14 protein-coding genes are annotated in these 14,928 nt (G+C 65.7%); all 14 read right to left on the bottom strand.

All coding sequences use genetic code 11. The features are described from left to right. Nucleotides 1–51 precede the first annotated feature (51 nt). The 14 genes from NG900_RS05930 to NG900_RS05865 all read right to left on the bottom strand — a co-directional run bounded on the left by NG900_RS05930 (nucleotide 52) and on the right by NG900_RS05865 (nucleotide 14,590). Nucleotides 52–1,008 carry a PDR/VanB family oxidoreductase gene (locus NG900_RS05930; protein WP_252677846.1) on the bottom strand — a complete coding sequence of 319 codons (957 nt, stop codon included), beginning with the start codon at nucleotides 1,006–1,008 and terminating at the stop codon, nucleotides 52–54. 21 nt (nucleotides 1,009–1,029) lie between these two features. Further along, a complete protein-coding gene (locus NG900_RS05925; protein ID WP_252677844.1) occupies nucleotides 1,030–1,992 on the bottom strand; it encodes a VOC family protein in 963 nt (320 codons plus the stop codon). Between the two features lie 112 nt (nucleotides 1,993–2,104). Then, nucleotides 2,105–3,370, bottom strand: a complete 1,266-nt coding sequence (locus tag NG900_RS05920; RefSeq protein WP_252677842.1) for an MFS transporter — start codon at nucleotides 3,368–3,370, stop codon at nucleotides 2,105–2,107. A gap of 99 nt (nucleotides 3,371–3,469) precedes the next feature. Beyond that, nucleotides 3,470–4,966, bottom strand: a complete 1,497-nt coding sequence (locus NG900_RS05915) for an aldehyde dehydrogenase (protein ID WP_252677840.1) — start codon at nucleotides 4,964–4,966, stop codon at nucleotides 3,470–3,472. Between the two features lie 16 nt (nucleotides 4,967–4,982). Next, nucleotides 4,983–5,786 (bottom strand): aspartate dehydrogenase, encoded by an 804-nt coding sequence (locus NG900_RS05910; RefSeq protein ID WP_252677831.1) that lies wholly within the window; start codon nucleotides 5,784–5,786, stop codon nucleotides 4,983–4,985. A gap of 32 nt (nucleotides 5,787–5,818) precedes the next feature. After that, the gene (locus NG900_RS05905; RefSeq protein ID WP_252677829.1) at nucleotides 5,819–7,534 is read right to left on the bottom strand and encodes a thiamine pyrophosphate-binding protein; all 1,716 of its coding nucleotides are present in this window, start codon (nucleotides 7,532–7,534) and stop codon (nucleotides 5,819–5,821) included. Further along, a complete protein-coding gene (locus NG900_RS05900) occupies nucleotides 7,527–8,330 on the bottom strand; it encodes an SDR family oxidoreductase (RefSeq protein ID WP_252677827.1) in 804 nt (267 codons plus the stop codon). The genes NG900_RS05905 and NG900_RS05900 overlap by 8 nt, the downstream gene beginning before the upstream one ends. Before the next feature lie 2 nt (nucleotides 8,331–8,332). After that, the gene (locus NG900_RS05895) at nucleotides 8,333–9,160 is read right to left on the bottom strand and encodes an IclR family transcriptional regulator (RefSeq protein WP_252677825.1); all 828 of its coding nucleotides are present in this window, start codon (nucleotides 9,158–9,160) and stop codon (nucleotides 8,333–8,335) included. Between the two features lie 12 nt (nucleotides 9,161–9,172). After that, complete coding sequence (locus NG900_RS05890; protein WP_252677822.1) at nucleotides 9,173–10,075, bottom strand: alpha/beta fold hydrolase; 903 nt, start codon at nucleotides 10,073–10,075, stop codon at nucleotides 9,173–9,175. A 4-nt stretch (nucleotides 10,076–10,079) separates the two neighbouring features. After that, nucleotides 10,080–10,616, bottom strand: coding sequence for a cupin domain-containing protein (locus NG900_RS05885; protein ID WP_252677820.1), 537 nt, complete (start codon nucleotides 10,614–10,616; stop codon nucleotides 10,080–10,082). A 32-nt stretch (nucleotides 10,617–10,648) separates the two neighbouring features. Next, nucleotides 10,649–11,422, bottom strand: coding sequence for an SDR family oxidoreductase (locus NG900_RS05880; protein ID WP_252677818.1), 774 nt, complete (start codon nucleotides 11,420–11,422; stop codon nucleotides 10,649–10,651). After that, nucleotides 11,415–12,482 carry an aromatic ring-hydroxylating oxygenase subunit alpha gene (locus NG900_RS05875; protein ID WP_252677809.1) on the bottom strand — a complete coding sequence of 356 codons (1,068 nt, stop codon included), beginning with the start codon at nucleotides 12,480–12,482 and terminating at the stop codon, nucleotides 11,415–11,417. Before NG900_RS05875 ends, NG900_RS05880 begins: the two co-directional genes overlap by 8 nt. A gap of 68 nt (nucleotides 12,483–12,550) precedes the next feature. Continuing rightward, nucleotides 12,551–12,853 carry a recombinase-like helix-turn-helix domain-containing protein gene (locus tag NG900_RS05870; RefSeq protein WP_252677807.1) on the bottom strand — a complete coding sequence of 101 codons (303 nt, stop codon included), beginning with the start codon at nucleotides 12,851–12,853 and terminating at the stop codon, nucleotides 12,551–12,553. Between the two features lie 198 nt (nucleotides 12,854–13,051). Beyond that, on the bottom strand, nucleotides 13,052–14,590 hold the full coding sequence (locus tag NG900_RS05865; RefSeq protein ID WP_252677805.1) for a methyl-accepting chemotaxis protein: 1,539 nt from the start codon (nucleotides 14,588–14,590) through the stop codon (nucleotides 13,052–13,054). Between the last annotated feature and the right edge of the window lie 338 nt (nucleotides 14,591–14,928).

The following is a 14,928-nucleotide window of genomic DNA, read 5'->3' as shown; positions in this document are numbered from 1 at the left end:
TAACTGCACGCAAAAAAGAACGCGCGGCTGGTCAGGCCGGCGCGCCAATCCTTAAAGGTCAATCACCAGGCGCTTGCCCTTGCAGCCCGAGACGCAAACCATCATCGTCTGGTTCGACTCGCGCTCGCTCTTGGACAGCACGCTGTCGCGGTGGTCCGGTTCGCCTTCCAGCACGCGGGTTTCGCACGAGCCGCACACGCCTTCCTTGCAGCTGTGCTCGACTTCCACGCCAATCTCGAGCAGCGCATCCAGCAGCGATTTGCCTGGCGGCACGCACAGCTCCGAGCCAGTGCGTGCGAGCTTGACCTGGTATTCGCCGTCCTGCACCGACTCCACGCCAGGGTCGGCCGCAAAACGTTCGATATGGACGTTGGTGTAGCCGAGCGCCTCGCATGCGGCCTCGAAGGCGCGCAGCATCGGGCCGGGGCCGCAGCAATAGAAGTGCGTGTCGGCCGGATGCCCCGCAAGCAGCGCCTGCAGATCGGGCGGGCCGCCGGCATCGGCATCAAAGTGAAAGCGCACCGCATCGCCATGCGCAGCCAGTTCATCGGCAAAGGCGGCCTCGGCACGCGAGCGCGCGCAGTACAGCATCGAGAACGTCTTGCCCTGCTCCGCCAGACGACGCGCCATGCAGACGATGGGCGTCACGCCGATACCGCCGGCCACCAGCACCGTGCGCGGCGCGCTTTCATCCAGCGCAAAGTGGTTGCGCGGGCCGCCGATCTTGAGCGTCGAACCCACGCGCAGTTGCTCGTGCACGTAGCGCGAGCCGCCACGGCTGTTGCGATCGTTCAGCACGCCGACCACGTAGCGATCTCGCACCTCTGGCGCGCCACACAGCGAGTAACTGCGCACCAGGCCATTGCCGAGGTGCAGCTCGATGTGCGCGCCCGGAGCGTATTCCGGCAGCGTCTTGCCGTCGACATCGCGCAGCTCCACGCTCACGATGCCCTGGGCTTCGTAGCGCATCGCATGCACGCGCAGGGTGAGGAAGGGATTGGTACTCATGGCACGTCTCTCAGCTTCGGTTCAGCGCTTTTCCGTCAGGAACTTGCCTTCCGGCCCACTGACGTTCTTCTGCCGGCGCGTGTTGCCGTCGATGCCGCCATCGATGGCCCATTCGGCAAACACGGTCGGGCCGGGTTCGAAATCGCGCGGCTGCCAGTCGGCGTCGAGCTGGTCTTCGTCGGCGTAGTACTCGATCAGCCCGCCGGCGGGGTTCTTGAAGTACCAGAAATACGCCGACGAGATCGGGTGACGGCCCGGGCCCAGTTGCGTATCCCAGCCGCAGCGCGACACATGCATGCCGCCGCCGAACACTTCGTGGATATCGCGCACCGTAAAGGCCACGTGGTTGAGCCCGCTCTTGGGCTGCGGGGTTTGCAGCAGGAACAGGTCGTGATGGCCGCCTTCGGGTTCGCAGCGCAGGAAGGCGCCGCGCCCCGGATAGTGGTCAGACGGCACGAAGCCGAGCTTCTCGGTATAGAAGCGCTCCGTAGCCACCACGTCCTTCACGAAGAACACCACGTGGCCCACTTCGATGGGCGTGGCGCGTTCGTAGATCGGGCTGGGCTGATTGCGGCGCGGCTTGTCGGTCCAGGTGTTCATGGCGGCGCACTGCACGTCGACGTCGCGCTTGGCGGTCAGCTGCACGCGCACGGCCAGGCCGTTCGGGTCGATGCAGCCCACGCGGCCGTCGGCATTGACGTAGCCGGGCTGGTCAGCCAGCGTGTCGGCCAGGCGGTCGAGCACGGCTTGGGAATCTGCGCCCCAGATCACCTCACGCAGTGTCGGGCCGGCTTCCATGGCGGGCGGCAGCGTGGCGTCGTCGCTGTGCTTGACGCGCACGCGGCAGCCGTTGAGCGTTTCGAACAGCAGGCCGTCTGCATCTTCCGATTGCAGCGCAAGGCCCCAATCCAGGAAGAACTGCTTGCAGGCGGCAAGGTCGTCGGCACCATAGACGATCTCGTCGATGCCCCGAATGGTATTCATCTTCATCTCCTGCTTTGCGCCGACCGGCCTCGGGTGGCCAGCGGCGACTGTGATTCATTGAGGGGCTACGCGCGCTGCTTGAGATTCGCGCCTGCAAATCTGCCCGCGGCGATCAATGCGCCCCGCCGGGAACGGCTTGCCCTGCGGTTGCGCCGTTGCGCAACAGGGCCAGGCCGCACAACAGCACGACCAACTGCGTACCCACCAGGCTGCCGAAGCCAGCGGCCAGACCGCCGCCCGTTCCCATCGCGATGACGACCCCCATGATGGCCGGCATGAAACCCGCCACCAGGCTACCCACCCCGTTGGTCACGCCAAACGCGCAAGCCACATGCTCGGGTGCCGCGTTGTATTGAACGGTGCTCGGAATCGCCGGGCTCTGCAGGCCCCAGCACAGGCTGGCGGCCGTCAGCCAGTAAGCGGCGGCGTAGCGATCGGTGCTGTTGATGGCCAGCAACACCGCCACGGCCACGCCCACGCTACCCAGTACGAAAATCAGCGGAATGCGGCGGCGCGGGAGGATATCCAGCAGCAGACCGCCCAGCACCACCCCCAGCACGGTTGCGTACTGCGGCATCGAAGCCATCCAGCCCATCTCGCGCAGCGAAAATCCACGCGCTTCCTTGAGGTATGTCGGCAACCAGTTGCTGCTGCCCCACAGGTACGACAGGAAGGCCGCCGTCAGCACCGTCATGGTGAAGATATGGCGCGTATGGAAAGCGCCGCGGAACATCTCCCGCACGGTCGTCAACGCTGCCGGCACAGACTCGGGCTTCGGCATGGCCGCATAACGTTCCGGCATGCGCACGAACGCCAGCACCAGCGGAATACCCAACAGCAGATTGAGCAGACCCAGCAGGTGGAATGACGCCTCCCAATCGACGCTGGCAATGGCGTACCCGACCAGCGGATAACCCACGGCCAGGCCGACACCCGTGCCCATGTTGAAGATGGCGTTTGGCTTGCCGCTTTCCCGGCTGTCGAAATGCGCCTTGATATACGACGCGCCCAGCGAGAACAGCGGCCCCTCGGCAAAGCCCAGGATGAAGCGCGACAGCAGCAACTCGCCGTAGCCGTTGAACCAGGGCGAGATCATGGTGATGCCGCCCCACAGCGCCAGGCCATAGATCAGGCTGCGACGCACACCAAAGAGCGCGGCACAGAACGGGGTGAACACGATGGCGGAAAAGCCATAGCCGACCATGAACGCCGTGGCCAGCAGCCCCTGGCTGCTGCGGTCGTTGGCGGCGAGGCCCACATGCTGCAGAAAATCGTGTTGCGTGATCAGCACCGCAATGTTGATGCGGTCGATATACGAGATGGCGACAACCAGAAACAGTACGACGACACCCAGCCAGCGTTGCGGGTTCGATTTCATTGCGCGCTCCCTTGCGTGACCGGTGCTTGCGTCGGATTCATGACGAAGCCTTTTCCCAAAATGGTGTTCATGTTTTGTCTCCTCCACACTGCGCCGGCTTCAGTTCGCCCAGGCCAGCGGTTGTTCGTTCAGGCCCCAGTAGAGGCTCTTCTGTTCCATGTATTGCAGGATGCCCAGGCGACCCTTCTCGCGGCCCAGGCCGCTGTCGCGCCAACCGCCAAACGGCGTCGAGATCGAGAACTGCTTGTACGTGTTGATCCACACATTGCCGGCCTGCACGGCGCGGCCAATGCGCCAGGCGCGCTTGTAGTCGCGCGTCCAGATGCCGGCGGCCAGTGCGTAGACGCTGTCGTTGGCTTGCTCGATCAGTTCATCCTCATCGTCGAACGGCATGGCGACGAGCACCGGGCCGAAGATCTCTTCCTGGCAGATGCGCGCGCTGTTGGTCAGGCCTTCGATGATGGTCGGCGTGTAGAAGTAGCCCGATTCGCAACCGGCGATGTGGGGGCGCAGGCCGCCCGTGCGCAGGTGGCCGCCCTCTTCCACACCCATCGCCACGTACGACTCGATGGTCTCGCGGTGGCGATCGGTGATCAGCGGACCCATCTGCGTGGCCGCATCAGCCGGGTTGCCGACGCGCAGGCGTGCGGCACCGGCAGCCAGGCGGTCCATGAACGGCTCGTACAGCGAGCGCGCCACGAACAGGCGCGAACCCGCAATGCACGACTCGCCCGACGAGCTGAAAATGCCGTACAGCACACCGTTCACCGCGTGGTCCAGGTCGGCATCTTCAAACACCATGGTCGGCGACTTGCCGCCCAGCTCCAGCGACACCGGCATCATCTTGTCGGCCGCAATGTGGGCGATGTGCTTGCCCGTGTTCGTGCCGCCCGTGAACGACACGCGGCGCACCAGCGGATGCTTGGTGATGGCATCGCCGATGATCGAGCCCTTGCCCGGCAGCACGCTGATCATGCCTTTGGGGATGCCGGCCTCTTCGCAAATGGCAGCCAGTTCCAGCGCCATGAGCGGCGTGACTTCCGCCGGCTTGACGACGACGGCGTTGCCGGCGGCCAGTGCGGGCGCCATCTTCTGCGCCTCGCTTGCGATGGGGGAGTTCCACGGCGTGATGGCGGCCACCACGCCCATGGGCTCATGCACGCTCATCGTCAGGCAATCGCCGCGCGCGGGCGTGAGCGATTCTTCCAGCGTCTCGCAGGCGGCGCCGAAAAACTGGAATGTGGCAGCGGCGCTCGCCACCAGGGCGCGCGTTTCGTTGATGGGCTTGCCGTTGTCCAGGCGCTGGCGCTGGGCCAGGGCTTCGCTGCGCGAGCGGATCAGCTCGGCCACGCGGTACAGCACGGCGGCACGCTCGTGCGGCTTGCGCTGGGCCCAGCCGCTGGACAGGAAGGCGCGGTAAGCACCGGCCACGGCCTCTTCCACATCGGCCACGCTGGCGGCGTTGAGTTCTGCGACGACCTCGCCCGTGGCCGGATAGCGCGTGACATAGCGCTCGCCGGTGCCGAGGCGCCATTCGCCCGCGATGCAGATCGGAAGCAGGGAGGTTGCGGTTGCGTTCATGGTGGAAACAGTCATGGCGCGAAAGCCTTGTTCAAATCGACACGGCGTGCGCGCGGTTGCCCAGCGCACGCACCACGCTGAACACCGTCAGCGCGGAAGTCTTGGGATTGGCCGCCAGCGGCTTGCCGCGCATGGTCAGCTCGAAGCCACCGAAGGCGCCACGCGCCTCCACGTGGTGGATGTTCTCGTCGACAGTCGGATCGGCCAGCAGCTTGACGTGCGTGTGCTCCAGCCCCAGGCCCGCCACCGACAGCGTGGCGGCCACGTTGGCGTTCTTCGGGAACAGGCGCGCGGCGTCGCGTGCATTGCCTTCAAAGATCACGGTCGGTTCACGCAGCGCATCGAGGTCGAACTGCTGCTCGGCCGGCGTGTCCTTCCAGGCCCGCGGAGGCTTGCGGCCGGTGTAGACCACCGCATCCAGCCCGCCCACGCGCGCAGCGGCCAGCGCATCGATGGCGCCGATGGCGCCCGACAGCAGCTGCACCTGCGCATTGCCGCGCCGTGCCGCCGCTTCCAGCCGCTCGGCCACGCCCGGTTCGGACAGCGCACCGACCGACACCACGAGGCAGTCGATGCCCTGCTCAAGCGCCGGCACCACGTGCTCTTCGAGCGCGTCATGGCCCGCGCATTCGACCAGCAGGTCGGGACGCGCATCCGCCGCCAGGCGCGTCGTCACACGCGTGTTGGGGGCGAACGGGGCGATGGCCGCACGCGCCTTGTCCATCGCGTGCTCAGGCACGATCACGGCGTCGAAGCAGACGTCCGGATCGCTCTTGAGCAGCTCCAGCACGCCCTGCCCGATCGCTCCGCAACCGACCATCGATACATGCAGCATGTCCGGCTCCTTGGATTGGCTCAGTTGTGGGCTCACGCCACCACCGTAGTGCGCTCGGCTGCGCGCTCGCCTTGGCCATTCGGTGCTTGCTGGTTGACCGGCGGGCCAGCGAAGGCGGTCTTGAAGCTGCCAATGGCGAGCATGTCGATCTCCATCAGGAACGGGCCGTCCTCGCTGGTGGCCTCTTCCAGCGCCTTGCCGACGTCCGCCAGATCGGACACACGGCGATGACGCAGCTGCAGCGACTGCGAGAGCGCCGCGTAGTCCGGCGTGTGCAGATCAACGTAGTGACGGCGGCCGCCGTACTGCGCGTCCTGGATGTTCTTGATGACGCCGTAGCCCTTGTCGTTCATCAGCACGATGACGAGGTTGGCGCGCTCCTGCACGGCCGTCGCCAGCTCGCCCAGGTTCAGGATGAAGCCGCCGTCGCCGGCCAGGCAGAAGGTCTTCTTGCCCGATGCGGTTGCGGCCGAGCCGATGGCCGCGCCGATGCCCATGGCGAGGCCCTGGCCGATACCGCCGCCCAGTGCGTGCACGCCGGCACGCGAGTCGAAAATGCGCAGTTGGCGGTTGCCCCACGTGCTGTTCGAGACGGTCACGTCGCGGACCCAGTTGAACTCGCGGCCAACGGCGGCCTGCAGTGCATCCACCAGCTTCGAGTACGGGCCCAGGCCGTCGATCAGGCCGCCCACCGCTTTTTCGTGCGCGGCGCGCAGGTCGCCCGCAAATGCGGCGTCGATCTGCATCTTGTTTTCCAGCCGCGCGATCAGGCCATCCAGTGCGAGGACCGAATCGCCGCAGACGAAGTAGTCGCTGGCATAGCAGCGGCCTTCAGCAGAGGCGTCTGCATCAATGCGGTACAGCGGACGCGGCAGCTTCAGTTCGTACTTCAGCGTTTCGTTGCCGCGCAGGCGCGAGCCGACGACGAGCATGGCGTCGCACGTCTGGTAGAACGCCTCGACCGGCTTGTGCAGGTTGAAGGCGCCCAGCGAGCGCGGATCGTCTTCCGGCACGATGCCGCGACCCTGCGTGCTGGTGACCACACCAAAGCCCAGGTCCATCAGGCGCTTGACTTGGCTTGCGGCATGGCGGGCACCGCCGCCCAGCCACAGCATCGGACGGTGCGCGCGCGACAGGCGCTCGGCCAGTTCATCCAGCGCGTGTTCCGACGGCACATGTTGCGGCACCAGCAGCGGGCGCAGGTCTTCCGGCATCGGAATCAGCGCGGCCTGGATGTCGATCGGGATCTCCACGCTCACCGGGCCGGTCGGGGCCGTCAGCGCGGTCTGCACGGCCAGCTTCATCGTGCTGATCGCGGTGTCGGCGCTGCGGATGCGGAAGGCCGCCTTCGACACGGCCTTGAGCATGGTGAGCTGGTCCGGCGCTTCATGGATGTACGCCAGGCTCTGGTCCAGGTACGGCGTTTCGATCTGGCCCGTGATATGCAGCATCGGCGTGCCGGCGGTCAGCGCTTCGACCATCGCACCAGCGGCGTTGCCCGCTGCCGTGCCCGTGCTGGTAAAGCAGACGCCCAGGCTGCCCGTGGTGCGCGCATACGCGTCGGCCATGTTGGTGCCGCCCGCTTCGCCGCGCGCCATGATGAAGCGGATCTTGCCGCGCTCGCCCATCGCATCGAGGATGGGCATGTTGTGGATGGAGATCACGCCAAAGGCGGCCTTGACCTCGCAGGATTCCAGAAAGGCGGCAATCGCATAGCCCACCGTGACCAGTTGTTGTTCGTTACGCATGACGGGAGTGTCCTCCGGAGATATCGATATGGCTGCCCGTGGTGTACGAAGACAACGGCGAGGCAAGGAACAGAATGGCGCGGGCTGCCTCTTCCGGCAGGCCCAGACGGCCAAGGGGAATGTGTTTCTGCACGGCCAGGCGGCGCGTCCACGCGGCCCAGTCGAGGTGGCGGTCTTCATCGGGGCGCGCCTCGAAGCGGCGGCGCCACTGGCCCGATTCAACCAGCCCAATCAGGATGCCGTTGACGCGCACGCCCTTGGGCGCGAACTCGGTGGCCATCGAGCGCACCAGGTTGAGCACGCCGGCACGCGCGGCCGAGGTGGCCACCATGTGCGGCTCCGGCTGCTGTGCGAGCAGCGAGTTCACGCAGACGATGGCACCGTGCTCCGAGCGCTCCAGTTGCGGCAGGAACGCACGCGTGGGGTGGATCACGGAGAAGAACTTGAGATGCAGCTCCTGCGTCCAGGCAGCATCGTCGGTATCGGCAAACTTCGAGACGCGGCCCTGACCGGCGTTGTTGATCAGCATGTCGACGGGGCCGAGCGCCTGCTCCACCGCATCGGCAAACGCGGTCATCTGCGCGGCGTCGAGCACGTCGCAGGTGGCGGCAAACAGCTTCGCCTCGGGGAATCGGCTGCGCAGTTTCTCTTCGGCCGCTGCCAGCCGTTCTGCATTGCGGCCGCACAGCGCCACGGCGGCGCCGGCTTCCAGCAGCAGTTCAACGGTGGCCAGACCGATGCCGGAGGAGCCTCCGGTCACCACAGCCGTCTTGCCGGTCAGATTGATCATCGACATGGTCATTCCCGGAACAGGTTGACGACCTTGTTGCTGGCCGGGCGGTAGTCGAGCAGATATGACAGCTCGCCTGCGGCAGCACGCACCTTGTCGATCATCACATCCAGCTGGCCGGGCTCGATGCGCGGCGACGGGATCGTCGTGCCGAGCGCGGCGACCACCTTGCCTGCGCGATCCAGCACCGGCGCAGCGATGGTCGAGATGTTGGCTTCGAAGAAGCCCTCTTGCAGCACGTAGCCGTGTTCGCGGTCACGCTGGACCATCTCGAACAGCGCTTCCACCGTACGCGGCGTGTTGTGCGAGAACACTTCCAGCTGCGGCTCCGGATACAGTTGGCGCAGTTCGGCCAGCGACAGATCGGCCAGCAGCACGCGACCGAGCACCGTGGCATGCGCGGGCAGGCGCGTGCCGACGTTGACCGAACTCGTGAACGGCGTGGGCGCCACCGACTTCGCCACGTAGACGATCGAGCGGCCGTCGCGCACGACGAGGTTGCAGGGGTAATGGATTTCGTCGCGCAGGCGATCGAGCAGCGGACGGCCCAGCTCGGTCAGTTCCAGCGAGGCGAGGTATTCAAAGCCCAGGCGCAGCACGGCCATGCCGAGACGGAAATCACGACCGCCATCGACACGTTCAATGAAGCCCATCACTTCGAGCGTGGTCAGCAGGCGGAATACCGTCGAGCGCGGCACCTTCAGCCGGCGCGCCAACTCCGGTGCGGAGAGCACGCGGTCTTTGTGGCTGAACTCGCACAGCAGGCGCAGGCCGCGTTCGAGCCCGGGCACGATGTACTTTTCCTGCACGTCTTCTGGGATGAGGTCGTTGCTCATAGGTCTTGGCGCCTAGGCGTTTCGAGAATTGGGGAGAACGGCTTGTTCGATGCAGCCCGCAACTGCGGCTGGCGCATCGATATAGGACGCATGCCCGGCAGCCGGCACGCTTGCAAACGGCAGACCGAACGTCTCGGCCAGCGCTTGACAGCCTTGCGGCGGCGTGATGCCGTCGACATCGCCACAGGCCACGCGGGCCGGCGTCGATGCCGGACGCTTGCGCAGGTAGGCACCGATGTCGTCGCCGCTGAGCATGGCCACCGCCTGGCGGTAACCGCCATCGTTCAGGCGCAACATGTTCCAGCGCACCCAGGCGCGTTCTTCAGCGGTGGCGTTCGGGCGCAGCAGATGTGCGTGCCGCGATTCCGCCATGCCGTCGATACCGAGCTGGTCGAGCGTTGCCAGACGCTGTGCCTGCACCGCGCGGGACTTGTCTTCCTGGCCCGGCTGGCCGTAGCCCTGCGCGGGGTTCAGGAGCAACAGGCATGTCGGCTGCATCGTTGCCGGGGCTTCAGCCACATACGCCGAGGCCATCAGCGCGCCCAGCGAATGTCCGACGATCACGTCGGGCGTCACATGCAGCGCGTCGAGCCATGCGCGCAGACGCAGCGCATAGTCGGCAGCGCGCGGCGCGGCCTGTTCCAGCGGCGTGGAATTGCCGTAGCCCGGCGCATCCCATGCGAACACGCGCATGGTTTGCGAAAGGATCTGCGCGCAAGGCAGCCACGACGCGGCGCTGGAGCTGATGCCGTGCAACAGCACCACCACCGGACCGCGCTCGCCCCATTGCCGGTAGCCGATCTGATTGCCCTTGTTGTCGATCGCGACAGTGCGCTCGGCAAACTCGGCGCCCAGCACGGCAAGTGCATCGGCTACGCGGAACGGGTGGGAGGACATGACAGCCTGCGCGCTCATGGCATCAACGCTTGATCTTGGTGAGCGGGTGCTCGGGCGGATACGTCGGCGTGATCGGCTTCTTGGAGCCCAGCATCACGCACATCAGCGCGTCTTCGTCGCCGATGTTGATTTCTTCGCGGTACACGCCGGGGGGTACCGAGACGAGATCACGGTCGGTCAGGATGGTCTCAAAGCGCTCGCCGTCCTTCTCCAGCACCAGCTTGAGCTTGCCGCGGATGACGAAGAACACCTCTTCCACATCGGTGTGCAGGTGCGACGGGCCTTCGTGACCGGCCGGAATGACCATGGTCGAGAACGTGAAGTGCTCCGACGGCACCGTGTTGGCGTCTGCCGCGACGCCCGTGCCGCCCGTGCCCACGTAGCGCATTTGCGCACGGCGGTACTTCGGGTCGAAGTCGGCCTGGAACTTGAGGGCGTCCCAGTCGTAACGGCGGGTGGAGAAACGCGCCACGCGGCTGTTCATCCAGTCTTCAAACGACGCGCCCTCGGGGCGGTCCCACGTGCGTTGCACTTGCTGTTGTTCGGAGAGATCGCTCATCGAAATACCTCTTCTCAGTGATATGGGTTGCGTTACTGCATGACAAAACCGCCGTTGACGGCCAGCGTCTGGCCCGTCACGAATCGGGAAAGATCGGACAGTGCGAACAGCACGGCGCCGCATACGTCGTCGGGCACCTGGTCGCGCGAGATCGCGCGCTGGTCGCGGTACAGCGCATGCCGGTGCGCCGGCACGTATTCGGTGGCCTCCACCAGCGTCAGCCCCGGCGCGATGGCGTTGACGGTAATGCCGTCGGCGCCGCATTCACGCGCCAGCGACTTCGTCATGCCGATGACAGCGCTCTTGCTCGCCACATAGGCCAGCAGGTTCGGCGCGCCCCACAGCGGCGTGTCCGACGACAGGTTCACGATGGCGCCGCGGCCCGATGCCTTGAGCGCCGACAGGCATGCCGTCGTCATCAGCCAGGTGCCGCGCACGTTGACGTTCATCACGCGGTCCCACGTGTCGACGTCGATGGACGATGCGTCGCGCCCGCCGGAGTTGGTGATCGCCGCGTTGTTGACCAGGCCATCCAACCCGCCCAGAGCCTGCGCAGCCGCAGCAGCGCAAGCCTGGATGGACGCAGGATCACCGAGGTCCAGCGTGAAGCCATGGGCCTCGAAGCCAGCCGCACGCAGCGCTGCAGCCTCTTCCTGCACGCGCTCGCCCAGGATGTCGGCCAGCGCAACCGCGCCGCCCGCTTCGGCGATGGACTTGGCAAACGCCAGGCCCAGCCCGCGCGCGGCGCCCGTGACGAGCACCTTGCGGCCGGCCAGCAGCCCGGTGGCTGGATTGCGCTCAGGCATGTTGGGCTTCCGAAGCAATGGGCTTGAGCATGGCGACCGGCGCGTCAGCCAGCTCGGCTGCAGCACGGCGGGCCAGGATGCGGCGGATACGCGTGATGCCGATGTCGTGCTGGTACAGCGTTTCGTGGTCGCGCGCTTCGGGCGCCATCGATTCGAGCACCACGCGGTCCTGCTCGAGCACATCCCAGTGCAGGCCTTCCAGTCGGTTGCGATACAGGAAGCGCCACACGTCGCGCTCCCAGCCTTGCACGTGGCGCGTGCGCCAGAAGTAGACGATGCAATGCTGTTCGTCCACCGGCGTGGCGATGCCGACGATGGTGAACGGGCCGCCGGGGCCAACCTTCGGCTGATACGGAATCGACAGGCGCAGCCACATCGTGCCGGTCTCGCCAAACTCGGTCCAATCGAAGTTCACGCCGCGCTGGCCGGTCTTCTGGAACATGATCCCGTGGTCGGTCTCGACCACTTCCATCACGGCCTTCTTCTCGCCGCTGGCCATCGAGTGCGACACGGCGTGCAGGTACGCGCCGTGCATCGGGTCCATGACGTTGTCGATGGCATAGCGGTAGTTGACGTTCCAGTGCGCGTAGCAGAGGAAGTGGCTGTGCTCGTCGCTGGTCAGCTCTTCGGGCAGGCGCAGCGTGCCGACGGCATCGTCGTACTCAGACGGCGCCTTGTCGCCAAACCACAGGAAGATGGCGCCGGCGCGTTCCTGCACCGGGTAGCTGCGCACGCAGGTCTTGCCTTCCATCGGGCAGCTGTCGACTGCCGGCACGCTCGTGACCGTGCCTTGGCCGTTCACTTCAACGCCGTGGTACCAGCAGGCCACGTGGTCGCCCAGGTTCCAGCCCATCGACAGGCGTGCGCCGCGGTGCGGGCAGCGGTCTTCCAGCGCATGCACCTGGCCTGCGGTATCGCGCCACAGCACGATGTTCTGGCTCAGGCGCGTGATGCCCACCGGGGCGTTCTTCACGTTCCACGACGCCGCCACCGGATACCAGTAGTTGCGCAGACCGGTGTTGATGCGCGCTTCCTTCTGCGCTTCCTTGTTGCCTTCCATTGCTTGCCTCGCTTGATGGGGTTGCGCCGGCCGCCTCAGTGGGCAATACGGCGTCGAATCTGTAGTGATCAGGCGCCCAGGCGGCGCATCTCGGCCAGGAACGCCTCTTCCGTCCAGGCGTCGCCGGCGGCGTTACGCGGGCCGCGCTCGTTCAGCACGGCAACGATGTCGGCCGGCGTCTGCGCGCCACCCAGGAACGCCGCTTCCAGCGAATCGCCGAGCTGGTTCTCATAGGCGGTCGGCTCGGCAGCGCGCGTCTGCCAGACCAGATTGGCGACGTGGCCCGGGCGCTCGATGCGACCCTTGCCAGCGACGTTGTTCGGAGAAATCGGCTCCCACGGAGCGAGGTCGGGATTGAATTGCGGCTGCATTTTTGTCGACTCCATCACGTTTCGCTTGTTTTACCTATGAAACGTCTGTTAATATCTGGAACACAGGTGCAACTATAGTCCGCGTCTTCGAAATCGGAGATGCGGGATTACCCTTATTCGTCGTTTTTGAGGATCGCGCGGACCAAAGGTCGCGCATGCACGTGGCCCTGTCTCGGGTGATTTGCGAGAAGGGGGCCGTTAGACCTTGAACCCTGCCGTTACGGCGCTCAGACGCTGAGCCTGCTCCGCCAACGAAGCGGCTGCAGCCGCGCCCTCTTCTACCAGCGCGGCATTCTGCTGCGTGACCTCATCCATCTGTGAGACCGCCACGCTCGCCTGGCGGATGCCATCGCTTTGCTCGCGCGAGGCAATCGCGATCTCGCCGGCGATATGCGCCACCTTGCCGATGGCCGCCTCAATCTCGCTCATCGTGCTGCCGGCGCCGTCGGCGGTGCCTGCCGCGCGCTGTACCTGCGAGGTGGATTCGGCGATCAGCGCGCCGATCTCCTTGGCCGCCGCCGCTGACCGCTGCGCCAGATTCCGGACTTCCCCCGCGACCACGGCGAATCCACGACCCTCCTCACCCGCACGCGCAGCTTCCACCGCCGCATTGAGCGCCAGGATGTTGGTCTGGAACGCGATCCCCTCGATGGTGGAAATGATGCCGATCATCTTGGCCGAGCCGGCATGAATGGTCCGCATGGTGCCTACCATGCTGTCGACGGCCTCGCGGCCGCGCGCCGTCATGGAGGCGGCGCTTGCCGCCAGGTCACTCGCCTGCTGCGCGTTCTCCGCATTCAATTGCACGGTGGAGGTGAGTTGCTCCATGGCTGAGGCGGTCTCTTCCAGCGAAGCCGCCTGGCGCTCCGTGCGCGCAGACAGATCCATGTTGCCGGCAGCAATCTGCTCCGTGGAAGACGCAATGGAATGGGCGCCGGACCTGACCGTAGTGACGGTGGCGCCGAGCTTGTCCTGCATCTTCGCCAGCCCACGCAGCAGCATGCCCATCTCGTCGTCAGAGCGGATCGTGCTACGCGTGGTCAGCTCGCCCGCGGCGATCGCGTCAAACTGTGTGAGGGCCGCGTTGAGCGGCGCCATGATGGCGCGCCGCAAGCTCCACCAGCTATAGAAGGCGACCAGCAGCCCCAGGGCGATGCTGATCGCGCTGCCAATCAACAGCATGCGGAAGAGCGCCTCGGAATGGTCGGTCGCCTCTTTGGCGGCGGCGCTCAGGTACTGCTCGAGCGTGCCCTGGCTGTTGTTCATGGCGGTGTAGAGACCAATCAGGTGACTGGCGCGTGCCTCGGTCATCCAAGCGGTATCGCCTGCACGAATGGCCTGCATCAATTGCCCAATGCCCTCGCGCAGCACGGCCGTGCGCTTGGTGCCAAGATCGTCGGTCAGACGACGCAGTTCCGGCGTCTTAGGCAGTTGGCGAAAGCGCTCCCACCATTGGTCGGACTCATCCAGCAATACGCGGGCGCGATCGAGCTGCGGCAGCAACTGCGGTGAATTGGGGTTGCTCATGGCCCAGTCCAGGCCAAAACGCGCCCGCGACATGGCCGTGCCGGACTTGCCCAGCGCCACAACGGAAGCGAAATGCACGGCATAGGCTTCGTGCTGGGTCCGGTTGCTGCGGGCCATGCCCAGCACCCCAAATACCCCTGATGCGATCAACAACACACCAAGGAAGCCCGTGGTGATCGCGATGCGCGCATTGATGCTCAACTTATTCATGTCGGAAAAATCCAGGTGCGTGTCACGACGCGCGGAGCGTCCGCGCATCCATCTGAATGGGCCCAGATGTTTCATATATAAAACCCTGTGCCGTATATGGTTAACTAACGGCCACCTTCGCAAAAAGATTAGGCGGACCTCAACGGCCGCAGCCATCTCAGAAGCCGCTGGGCGACATGAACACAATCGGTCGGCGCCTCGCCTCGTATTGCGATCGCAGCGCACCTTCACCGCGGGCGATCGGTGCCCCGTCCGGAAACACCCTTCAGATATGCAACTGGTTGCCGTATGTCTATGCGTCGCACGCAAAGGAGGCGACCGGCATTGCACCGGTCCGA

It is taken from the genome of Ralstonia soli (genome assembly GCF_023955655.1).
GTDB classification, from domain to species: Bacteria; Pseudomonadota; Gammaproteobacteria; order Burkholderiales; family Burkholderiaceae; genus Ralstonia; species Ralstonia soli.
The sequence above is the reverse complement of the archived record's forward strand: the minus strand, read 5'-3'. Positions and strand labels throughout refer to the sequence as shown.

Bases quoted from the DNA above. Each gene is read 5' to 3' on its own strand.
- NG900_RS05915 (WP_252677840.1), bottom strand. From the start codon at position 4,966: ATGACTGTTTCCACCATGAACGCAACCGCAACCTCCCTGCTTCCGATC.
- NG900_RS05910 (WP_252677831.1), bottom strand. From the start codon at position 5,786: ATGCTGCATGTATCGATGGTCGGTTGCGGAGCGATCGGGCAGGGCGTG.
- NG900_RS05900 (WP_252677827.1), bottom strand. From the start codon at position 8,330: ATGTCGATGATCAATCTGACCGGCAAGACGGCTGTGGTGACCGGAGGC.
- NG900_RS05885 (WP_252677820.1), bottom strand. From the start codon at position 10,616: ATGAGCGATCTCTCCGAACAACAGCAAGTGCAACGCACGTGGGACCGC.
- NG900_RS05920 (WP_252677842.1), bottom strand. From the start codon at position 3,370: ATGAAATCGAACCCGCAACGCTGGCTGGGTGTCGTCGTACTGTTTCTG.
- NG900_RS05930 (WP_252677846.1), bottom strand. From the start codon at position 1,008: ATGAGTACCAATCCCTTCCTCACCCTGCGCGTGCATGCGATGCGCTAC.
- NG900_RS05875 (WP_252677809.1), bottom strand. From the start codon at position 12,482: ATGGAAGGCAACAAGGAAGCGCAGAAGGAAGCGCGCATCAACACCGGT.
- NG900_RS05880 (WP_252677818.1), bottom strand. From the start codon at position 11,422: ATGCCTGAGCGCAATCCAGCCACCGGGCTGCTGGCCGGCCGCAAGGTG.
- NG900_RS05925 (WP_252677844.1), bottom strand. From the start codon at position 1,992: ATGAATACCATTCGGGGCATCGACGAGATCGTCTATGGTGCCGACGAC.
- NG900_RS05890 (WP_252677822.1), bottom strand. From the start codon at position 10,075: ATGAGCGCGCAGGCTGTCATGTCCTCCCACCCGTTCCGCGTAGCCGAT.
- NG900_RS05895 (WP_252677825.1), bottom strand. From the start codon at position 9,160: ATGAGCAACGACCTCATCCCAGAAGACGTGCAGGAAAAGTACATCGTG.
- NG900_RS05905 (WP_252677829.1), bottom strand. From the start codon at position 7,534: ATGCGTAACGAACAACAACTGGTCACGGTGGGCTATGCGATTGCCGCC.
- NG900_RS05865 (WP_252677805.1), bottom strand. From the start codon at position 14,590: ATGAATAAGTTGAGCATCAATGCGCGCATCGCGATCACCACGGGCTTC.
- NG900_RS05870 (WP_252677807.1), bottom strand. From the start codon at position 12,853: ATGCAGCCGCAATTCAATCCCGACCTCGCTCCGTGGGAGCCGATTTCT.